Annotated in this window: 9 protein-coding genes; 3 read left to right on the top strand and 6 right to left on the bottom strand. The window is 73.5% G+C overall.

What is annotated here, in order from left to right:
- Positions 1-4 precede the first annotated feature (4 nt).
- The 4 genes from AC07NX_RS23245 to AC07NX_RS23260 form a co-directional block, all read right to left on the bottom strand.
- Positions 5-1,207 (bottom strand): ABC transporter permease, encoded by a 1,203-nt coding sequence (locus AC07NX_RS23245; RefSeq protein ID WP_494645095.1) that lies wholly within the window; start codon positions 1,205-1,207, stop codon positions 5-7.
- The gene (locus tag AC07NX_RS23250; RefSeq protein WP_494645097.1) at positions 1,204-2,175 is read right to left on the bottom strand and encodes an ABC transporter ATP-binding protein; all 972 of its coding nucleotides are present in this window, start codon (positions 2,173-2,175) and stop codon (positions 1,204-1,206) included. The genes AC07NX_RS23245 and AC07NX_RS23250 overlap by 4 nt, the downstream gene beginning before the upstream one ends.
- A complete protein-coding gene (locus AC07NX_RS23255; protein ID WP_494645099.1) occupies positions 2,172-3,065 on the bottom strand; it encodes a polyprenyl synthetase family protein in 894 nt (297 codons plus the stop codon). Before AC07NX_RS23255 ends, AC07NX_RS23250 begins: the two co-directional genes overlap by 4 nt.
- A 117-nt stretch (positions 3,066-3,182) precedes the next feature.
- The gene (locus AC07NX_RS23260; RefSeq protein ID WP_494645101.1) at positions 3,183-3,680 is read right to left on the bottom strand and encodes a hypothetical protein; all 498 of its coding nucleotides are present in this window, start codon (positions 3,678-3,680) and stop codon (positions 3,183-3,185) included.
- A 151-nt stretch (positions 3,681-3,831) separates the two neighbouring features.
- Between AC07NX_RS23260 and AC07NX_RS23265 the strand changes: the two genes are divergently transcribed.
- From AC07NX_RS23265 to AC07NX_RS23275, 3 genes are all read left to right on the top strand, one after another.
- Positions 3,832-4,683 (top strand): RsiV family protein, encoded by an 852-nt coding sequence (locus AC07NX_RS23265; RefSeq protein WP_494645103.1) that lies wholly within the window; start codon positions 3,832-3,834, stop codon positions 4,681-4,683.
- Between the two features lie 90 nt (positions 4,684-4,773).
- A complete protein-coding gene (locus AC07NX_RS23270) occupies positions 4,774-6,093 on the top strand; it encodes a hypothetical protein (protein ID WP_494645105.1) in 1,320 nt (439 codons plus the stop codon).
- 8 nt (positions 6,094-6,101) lie between these two features.
- On the top strand, positions 6,102-7,661 hold the full coding sequence (locus tag AC07NX_RS23275) for a hypothetical protein (protein ID WP_494645107.1): 1,560 nt from the start codon (positions 6,102-6,104) through the stop codon (positions 7,659-7,661).
- A gap of 17 nt (positions 7,662-7,678) precedes the next feature.
- On the opposite strand, the gene AC07NX_RS23280 is transcribed toward AC07NX_RS23275, so the two are convergent.
- Complete coding sequence (locus AC07NX_RS23280) at positions 7,679-8,125, bottom strand: hypothetical protein (RefSeq protein WP_494645109.1); 447 nt, start codon at positions 8,123-8,125, stop codon at positions 7,679-7,681.
- A gap of 23 nt (positions 8,126-8,148) precedes the next feature.
- Positions 8,149-8,252: hypothetical protein (locus tag AC07NX_RS23285; protein WP_494645117.1), on the bottom strand; the 104-nt coding region annotated here is incomplete at its 5' end.

Raw genomic sequence — 8,252 nt, forward strand, 5'->3', positions numbered from 1 at the left:
CCGTCTAGCGCCGCAACCGGCGCGCCAACACGTGCGCGAGGGCCAGGCCGAACAGGCCGGCGGCGGTCAGCACGCACCAGGCCTTATACACCGCCCCCACTCCGGCGTCGCGCCAGAGGATCGCCTGGTAGGCCTCGATGGCCCAGGCGTGCGGGGTCGCCCAGCCCACCGCCTGCAGCCAGGGCGGCATCAGGAAGCGCGGCACCATGCTGCCGCCCACCGCCGCCAGGACCAGGATCACGAAGGTGGACAGCATCTGGGCCTGCTCGCGCGTACGGCACACCGACACCAGCCCCAGCGCCACGCCGGCCGCGCAGGCCGAGGCCGCCAGGGTGGTCGGCAGCCACAGGACCGCATGCTGGACCGCCGCCACGCCGTAGACGATCTGGGCAGTGGCGAAGATCAGCAGGGCCTGGACCGTGCCTTGCCCGACCAGGAACAGGAACTTGCCGCTGACCACCGGCCCCATGCCCGCCGTCCCGGCCAGCAGGCGGTCGGCCACGCCCGTGCTCTGCTCGTCCATCAGGCCCAGCGCGCCCTGCATGGCCGAGAACAGGGCGAACAGGATCATCACCGCCCCGGCGTAGTAGGCGATCACCCCGCCGCCGACCTTGGCGTCCTTGACCGCCTCGCGTTCGAAGAATCCGCCGTCGTCGTGGGTCGGGTCCTGGCGCATCAAGGCCGCGGCGCTGTCGGCGTTCTCGACCTGCTCGTCGGTGAAGCCGCCCAGCGCCGGTTCCAGCTGGGTGACCGTGCGGCGCAGGGTGACGTCTGGCAGGGCGTCGGCCAGCACCTGCTGCACCCGGGCCTGGGCCAGGGGCGCGGCCACGGCGCGGCTGGGATCAGCGACGATCAGGAACGGCTTGTCGGCCGAGGCGGGATCGGCGCGGATCACCAGGCCGGCGTCGGCCTGCCCGGCCTTAACCCGCCGGCGCACCTCATCGGCCGTCGCCGCCGCCTCGGCGCGAACCTCGGGCGAGCGCACCAGCGCCGCCGCCAGCCGGCCCGAATCCGGCGTCCGGGCCGTATCGGCCACCGCCAGCTTCAGCTGGATGTCGTCGCCGGTCGTCCCGGCGAACACCGAGGAGAAGATCAGGAACACCAGCGGCGGCAGCAGGAAGGTCATCAGCAGGGCGCCGCGGTCGCGCCAGAGGTCCAGCGCCATCACCCGCGCCATGGCGGCGATCTTCCAGAACGAACGCGTCACGCGGCCAGCTTCCGCTCGGCCACCAGCGTGAACAGATGGGCCAGGGACGGGGCGCGCACCCGGATCTCGCGCGGGGTCAGCCCCGCCTCGCGCAAGCGCTGGTCCAGCCGCCCCGCCGCCGCATAGCCGTCCGCGTCCAGCCGGGTCCAGACCGTCGCCCGCCCCGTGGGCTGCAGCCCTTCCGCGACCAGGCGGTCCTGGCCGGCGGCGTCGGCCTCCCCGGCCAGGTGGACCTGGATCTCCATCCGCTCGCCGAAAGCTTCGGCGATCAAGGCTTTCGGCCGTCCCTCGAGCGCCAGCTCGCCCTCGCGCAGGAAGCCGACCCGGTCGGCCAGGCCGCCGGCCTGGTCCAGGTCGTGGGTGGTCATCAGCACCGCCACGCCCAGGTCGCGCAGGCCGCGGATCACCGCGTCGACCGCCTCGCGGGCGTCCAGGTCGACCCCGACGGTGGGCTCGTCGAGGATCAGCAGGCTGGGCTGGTGGACGATGGCGGCGGCGATGTTGGCCCGGCGCTGATAGCCGCCCGACAGATGCTTGACCGGCACGTGGGCGCGGTCGGCGGTCCGGGTCAGGTCCAGGGCGCGGGCCACGGCGGACGCCAGGCCGGCGCGCGGCACGTCGGCCAGGACCGCGAAGGTCGCGACGTTCTCGGCCACCGTCAGGTTCGGATAGAGCGCGATCTCCTGCGGGACCAGGCCAAGGCCGGCCCGGGCGGCCGGGACCCGGGCGGGATCGCGGCCGTTCAGCCGCACCGCGCCGCCGTCGGGCCGGATGCGGCCGCAGAGAACGCGGATCAGGGTGGTCTTGCCGGCCCCGTTCGGGCCCAGCAGGGCGTAGATCTCGCCGGGACGCAGCGCCAGGTCGACGCCGCGCAGCACGGGCTGGCCGCCATAGGCGTGGACCGCGCCATCGACCGTCAGGATGGGCGCGGCGGCGGTCGGTCCCCGCGAAATGGCTTCATCGGTCACGCCGCCGCCTTGCGCCGGGCGAAAAGCTCGCCGACGTAGCGGTCCAGCACGCCGCCGCAACCGGCCTGGGCCAGGGCCCGGGAGGCCTTGGCCAGGTGCTCCTCCATGACCCGGCGGGCCCCGGCCGGACCCAGGGTCGAGACCACCGTGGCCATGGCCGCGTCCTTGCCCACGTCCTTGCCGGCCGCCTCCACCGAGTCCTGGGCGTCGATCAGGTCGTCGCGGATCTGGAAGGCCAGGCCGATGTGGCGGGCGAACACGCCCATCGCCTCGATCGCCGCCTCGGAGGCTCCGGCCACCAGCGCCCCGACCTGGGCGGCGGCGATGATCAGCACGCCGGTCTTCTCATGATTGAGGCGGTCCAGGGCCACCGGGTCGCGCAGTTGGTCGCGGTCGAACAGGTCGCGGGCCTGGCCGGCGATCAGCCCCGAAAAGCCCACGGCGTGGGCCGCGCGACCGGCCAGCTCGGCGCGCAGCGACGCCGGCAGGCCCTGGTCGGCGGCGATCACCGCATAGGCCTGGTTCAGCAGCCCGACCCCGGCCAGGATCGCCGTGGCCTCGTCGAACGCCCGGTGGATGGTCGGCAGGCCCCGGCGCAGGCCCGCGTCGTCCATCGACGGCAGATCGTCCAGGATCAGCGAGGCGGCGTGGATCATCTCGAACGCGCAGGCCACGTCCAGCGCCGCCCCCTCCGGCGCGCCCAGCTCGGCGGCGGCCAGCAGGGTCACCATCGGACGGAAGCGCTTTCCGGGGGCCAGCAGGCTATAGCGCACCGCCTCGACCAGGCGGTCGGGCGCCGAGCCCGCGAGCGGCGCCAGCTCGGCCAGCCGCCGGTCCACCCCGGCGCGCAGAGCCTCGATTTTCTGGAGAAAGGCGGCCTGGTCGTCCATCTCGCGGGTCGCGACCTGCTGTCCACCCCGACGCGGGCGAGGGCATTTGAGGGGCGCCCCCGCCGGGCGTCAACCGAAAGCTCCCCACGCCGGCCCGGAGGGGCCGATGAACACCGATCAGCCCCGGCAGAAGCCGAAGAAGCGCTTGATGTCCGCCCGTTCGGCCGGCGTGCGCGCATCCTGCGGATAGGCCTTGTCCTCGACCTGGCTGATCAGGCCGGTCTTCTCGAAGGCGGCCAGCACCGGATCGGCCAGCGGGATCGCGCCGATGGCGTCCAGCCCGTCGGCGATCTCGGAAGGGGTCAGGCTGGCGGCGTAGCGCCCCTGGGCCTTGCCCGACCGGAACCGCACCACGCCTGCCCCGGGCTTGCCATCGGCCAGGTTGGTGTGGAAGCCCACGGCGTTCGTCTTGCGACGGCACGAGAAGATGATCCCGACCACGTCGCTGTCGGGCAGGCCGTAGGCCAGCCGCTTCCCGTCGTCGGGCGTGGCGAAGAAGTTCCACTTCATGCCAGCCGGCGCGGCCGCCGGTCCCACGGGCGGGGCGGTGGTCGAGCACGCACCCAGCACCGTGGCGCTCGCCGCCAGCCCCAGCCATGATCCCCGACGTCCCATGCCCAATCCCCTGCTCCCGGTCCCTCGCCGATCTAACCGGGTTCGCGTCGCATGGCGACCCCGGGGGAACCCGGAAGACCGCCATGGACGGGGCGGACGACGCCGGGCAGGTGGAGCCAGCCGTCGGGCGCGGCGTTCAGGAGTGATGCCCATGTTGTCCATCAGAGCCCTGCCCTTCGCCGTCCTCGGCCTGGTCGCCGCCCTGGGCGCCTGCGAGCGCCGCCCCGCCGCGCCGCCGGAAGCGCCGGCCGCCGCGTCCGCCGCCGCCCCGACGGCCACGGCGTCCGCGCCGATGGCGCGTCCCCTGACCTTCGACCAGTCCGACGAGACGGCCAAGGTCGTCCTGCGCCTGCCGGCCGAGGTCGCCAGCCATCCCGCCCTGCACGCCCTGCTCTACGACCGCGAGGTGGCGGGCCTGAAGACCTTCGCCGCCAAGGCCCAGGCCGACCGCAAGGCCTCCGACGGCAAGTTCCCCTGGCGGCCCTACACCCGCCAGGGCCAGTGGTTCCTGGCCGCCGACGCCGCGCCGCTGGTCGGCCTGCGGGCCCTGTGGTTCGAGGACACCGGCGGGGCGCACCCCAATCACGGCGCCTCGACCCTGATCTGGGACAGCGCCGCCAACCGCGAGATCCCGCCCAAGGCCCTGTTCCGCCCCGGGGCCGACATGTCCGCCCTGGACCGGGCGATCTGCGACGCCGTGGCCCAGGCCAAGACCCATCGCGAGGGCGCCGCGCCCCTCAACGACATGTTCTCCTGCCCCAGGTGGAACCAGGCCGTGCTGGTCCTGGCCCCCTCGACCATCCCCGGCAAGATCGGCGGGCTGACGGTGCTGATCGACCCCTATGTGGTCGGGCCCTACGCCGAGGGCGACTACGAGGTGGTCGTCCCCGCGGCGGCGTTCCAGGACCTGCTGGCCCCGGCCTACGCCGGCGCGTTCGGCGGCGCGCCCAAGTCGCCGGGCAATCCGGACGGGACGCTCAGCGTGACGCTGGACCTGAAGTAGCGCCGAACGCGTCCCCACGCCGCGCTCAGGCTTAAGGTTGCGCTTGTCACGAACCGGTGCAATCTGGTCCCGTTTCGATCGGGGGATTCCATGCGTAAGTTCTATCTCGCCGCGGCCCTGGCCGCGGTGGCGACGCCGGTGTGCGCGGCCGACCTGGCCAAGTCGTCGGACGGCTACACCTATTTCAACAAGCCCGGCGCCCAGGTGGCCGCCCATGACGCCGACGTCCGCGACTGCAAGGTCAAGGCCGGCCGCCTGCATCAGCCCGACACCAGCCCGCCCGTCTACGCGCCTGGCCTGGCCGGCGCCATCGGGGCGGCGATCGGCAAGGCCATCGTCATGGCGATGAACGACTCCAAGGCCCGGCCGGTGAACGTCGAGAACTGCATGGTGGTCAAGGGCTGGCGGGTCGTGGCCCTGGACCCCGCGACCGGCGAGGCCGCCAGCAAGCTGGACAACGCCGGCAAGCTCGCCCGGATGACCCCGCTGATCGGCGCCGCCGAGCCGGAGGGCACGATCGTTCGGGTGTTCGCCAACGACGCCGCCAGCGCCCAGACCGCCGGCATGTTCTCGCCCGCCCGCAACACCATCAAGTCCGCCCTCAGCGTCGAGGCCATGGGCGACCCGCCCGAAAGCGACAAGCCGACCAAGGAAAAACCCGCCCCCGCCCCGAAGCTGGCCAAGAGCGCCCGCCCGCCCGCGCCGCTGAAGGCCGAGCAACTGGGCGAGATCCCGGCCAATTCGGCGCTGATCGTCGTCAACCTCCAGGGCGCGGGCGCCTTGTCGGTGGGCTTCGAGCGCGAAGGCCCCGACGCCAGGACGCCGGCCTGGGCCGACGGCCGCCCAGGCAGCTTCGTGGCCGCCCAGCCGGTCAAGGCCAGCGCCACCGCCGGCGGCGCCCAGGGCACCACCCTGGTGTTCGCCGTGCCCCCCGGCCGCTGGAAGATCGCCCACCTCAGCGCCGGCCTGTTCACGGTCAGCCTGTGCCTCGGCGCGCCCTCGTTCGAGGTCGCCGCCGGCGAGGTGGTCTATGCCGGCGCCTTCGACCCGGCCTCGGCGACCAACATCCTCGGCCCGGAAATGACCCTGGAGCCCTACCGCGCCGTCTTCCCGGCCCTGTCGGGCCTGGGCGAGAAGATGCGGCCGGCGTCCTATGTCAACGGCGCCACCGGCCAGTGCTACGGCGCCTACATGTACGCTCTGGAAACCACCGGCCGGCCGTTCGCCGAAGGCTATGCGCTGGGCTCCAGGGCCCTGCCGGCCCCGACCGCCTCGGCCGCCGCGCCGGCGCCCGAGGCGGCCATCCCGGCCTCGACCCCGCCGGCCGAGGCCCCGCCCGCGGCGGCGGTCACCCCGACCTCGGCTCCGGTCGCTCCGACGGCCCCGGCCGCCGCGCCGGCCGCCTCCTAGGTCGAGACATGGCTCCGATCCCGCGCCGGCGGTCGTCCTGGACGATCGCCGGCCTGGTGTCGCTGACCGGCGCGGCGAGCGCGGTCGCCGGCTCCACCTACCAGCCGCTGATCTATGGCGCGCCGCCGGCCGTCTATTCCTACGGCGCGGCGGGCGAGACCGCGCGGATGCCGATGTCCCTGACCGACGCGGCGCCGACCGCCGTCGAGGGCGAGGTGTCCAAGGACGGGGTGATCGCCCAGCATGTCCTGCGCGTGGACAAGGCCCGCGTGCTGACCAGCCCCGTCCAGGGCCGCTTCCGCGAGATCCCGGCCGGCACGGCCCTGGCCCGCGTCGAGGTGGCCAGCCAGGCCGGGCTGGTGGTCTGGTGCGACCTGCGGGCCAACACCAAGTGGAACAGCCGCGGCTTCTTCGAATGCCTGACCGACACCAAGGGGGCCGGCGCCTTCGACCAGGGCTGGGCCGGAAGCTCGGCCTACTATTTCGCGGCGGCCGGCTTCAACGTGGTCACCTCGCCCCGCACCCTGGCCGGCAAGGCGACCTGGCGCGAGGCCAGGCCGGACGAGCGCCCGACCCTGCGGCTGGGCTTCAAGTGGTGCGACGGCGACGGCGTGCGGAAACCCGCCCGCTTCGCGCGGGCCCTGCAGGCCAGCGGCGACACCCGCTGGTTCGTGGCCGGTTCCTATTGCGAGGGCGGCGCGACCGCACCGCTCGGCGACGGAGCCTTCGACCTGGGCCCTCTGAAGGTGGCCACCTCGGCCGGGACGACCGCCGGCGCGCTGCGCTACAGGGTCGAGGGCCGCCTGCCGCCCGCGCCCCTGCTCCAGCCGGTCCTGTCGGGCCTGGCCGACCTTTCGGCGCCACCCCCGTCCAGCATCGACCGGGCCGTGGCTCCACCCGCGCCGGAACTGTCGCTGAAGCCGCTGGTCCCGGCCGGCGCGGCGCCGATCGTCGTCGCGGGCGACGTCGCCAAGGGCCAGCCGTTCTTCACGGTGGGCGTGCGCCATGGCGTGACCGGCGTGCTCAGGCAGGAGGTGCGCGGCAAGGGCTGGTTCTTCGACAAGGCCCTGCCGGTCGGCCAGCCCCTCTACGGCGTGCCGATGGCCGGGGCCGGGACGACGGGCCTGGTCTGGTGCGCCCCGCGTCAGGACGACAAGCCGAAGGGCAAGTCGCCGACCCGCTGGGCCGCCGCCTGCCTGCCGCAAAGCGGCGCCCAGGCCAACTGGGTCGAGGCCCAGACGGCGATGATGAGCGTCAACCTGTCATGGTCCTACGGCAGCCGCGCCACCAACGCGCTGGACGTGGAGCGCGGCCCGGTCGACCTGCCGCCGATGACCCTCAGCTACGTGTTCGCCGGCTGGAGCGAGCAAGGCTCGCTGATGCTGGAGGTCCGCCTGGACTGGGGCGAAGGCCCGCAACTGCTGCGCGCCCTGCGCGTCGCGCCGGGGGCCGACGGCGTGGTGACGGTCAAGACCATGGACGGGACGATCGGCGTCAGGCGGGTCGGCGACACGGCCCGGGCGCAAGCGCTCAAGCCGCTGCGCGGCGAGGCGGACGTCGTCTACTAGCAGGCTAGCGTCGGGCCTCAGCCCAACCCGCAGGCCTTCGCGAAGCTGGCGACCGCCTCGCGCTCCGGCGCCGTCTTCACGTCGTGCGATACGAAGGCGCCGTAGACGTCGATCGCCAGCCCGCCCGACCTGGCGAACGCCTTCAGGACCGGATCGCCGCGATCCGTCCTGAAGTAGGCGAGTTCGTAGCCGTCCGGCTCGGAGGGAAGGACGTCATAGCGACGCACGACGCCAGCGCTTCTCAGCTTCACCCTGGCGACCTCGGGCCCGCCTCCGACCGGCACGTTGAACGTGATCGAGCCCGACGCCGGATCACAGAGGAAGAGCACCGCCAGGTTGTCGGTCCCGTCGACCCCGAACGCCAGCTTTGGACCTTCCGCATCCGGAGGTTCGGCATAGCCCCACGTCATGGGCTCGCCTTGAGGCGTGCTCGCACAGGCGCCCAGCAGCAGGGCGGCGAGCACAGGGACCGCGACGTGTTTTCGGGTCATAACGGGATGTTGTCGTGCTTCTTCCAGGGGTTCTGAAGCGCCTTGCCCTTGAGGGACTTGAGCGCGCGGACGATGCGCCGGCGGGTGCCGTGGGGCATGA

It is taken from the genome of Caulobacter sp. GW821-FHT09A05 (genome assembly GCF_059418465.1).

What these genes read in the sequence shown, in the direction of transcription:
- AC07NX_RS23255 (WP_494645099.1), bottom strand. Translation starts at nt 3,065, where the DNA reads ATGGACGACCAGGCCGCCTTTCTCCAGAAAATCGAGGCTCTGCGCGCC.
- AC07NX_RS23260 (WP_494645101.1), bottom strand. Translation starts at nt 3,680, where the DNA reads ATGGGACGTCGGGGATCATGGCTGGGGCTGGCGGCGAGCGCCACGGTG.
- AC07NX_RS23265 (WP_494645103.1), top strand. Translation starts at nt 3,832, where the DNA reads ATGTTGTCCATCAGAGCCCTGCCCTTCGCCGTCCTCGGCCTGGTCGCC.
- AC07NX_RS23270 (WP_494645105.1), top strand. Translation starts at nt 4,774, where the DNA reads ATGCGTAAGTTCTATCTCGCCGCGGCCCTGGCCGCGGTGGCGACGCCG.
- AC07NX_RS23275 (WP_494645107.1), top strand. Translation starts at nt 6,102, where the DNA reads ATGGCTCCGATCCCGCGCCGGCGGTCGTCCTGGACGATCGCCGGCCTG.